Genomic DNA, 609 nt, shown 5'->3' on the forward strand with positions numbered 1-609 from the left:
GTGTTTCTTGATAAACGATTTGGCATTAATCCAGGTAAAACAATGCTTTTGACAGATGTGTTGATTGTAGGCTCTGCAACAGTGGTATTCGGCGTAGTTCAAGTTCTTTATTCGTTAATTGGTATTTTTATCATGACAGGACTGCTTGGACGCTATCACAAACGCTCGCCAATCGAACGAACTGGTGAACATATTGAAGAAGAAGCCAAGCAACAAACGGCTTCAACTATGTAAAAAAACCGTGCGGAAATGATCCCGCACGGTTTTTTTACGCTTATTCTGCTACTTTTACAAGCTGTTTTCCTAAGTTTGCTCCTTCGAATAACCCAAGGAACGCTTCAGGTACATTTTCAAAACCTTCTACAACGTTTTCGCTGTACTTGATTTTCCCTTGCTGCACCCATTCGCCTAACTGCTTAATGCCTTCAGGGAATTTGTCAGCATAGTCGGCTACGATAAACCCTTTCATTAGCGCACTGTTAATTAATAAAGGTGTTTGAACACGTGGTCCAACATCTTGTTTTTCTAAGTTATACAGTGAAATTTGGCCGCAAAGTGGAATGCGCGCAAATTTATTTAATAAGCTAACAACTGCATCTGAAATCTCTC

General features: G+C 40.1%; 1 protein-coding gene and 1 pseudogene. One reads left to right on the forward strand and one right to left on the reverse strand.

Translation table 11 applies throughout. From position 1 onward, the window contains the following. On the forward strand, positions 1-234 hold a 234-nt coding region (locus tag AC27IT_RS27855), incomplete at its 5' end, for a YitT family protein (protein ID WP_487092272.1). Between the two features lie 40 nt (positions 235-274). Here AC27IT_RS27855 and AC27IT_RS27860 read toward each other — a convergent pair. Beyond that, positions 275-609 (reverse strand): annotated as a pseudogene (locus AC27IT_RS27860) (NADP-dependent oxidoreductase); the annotation flags it as partial.

It is taken from the genome of Brevibacillus sp. YAE8, assembly GCF_057543335.1.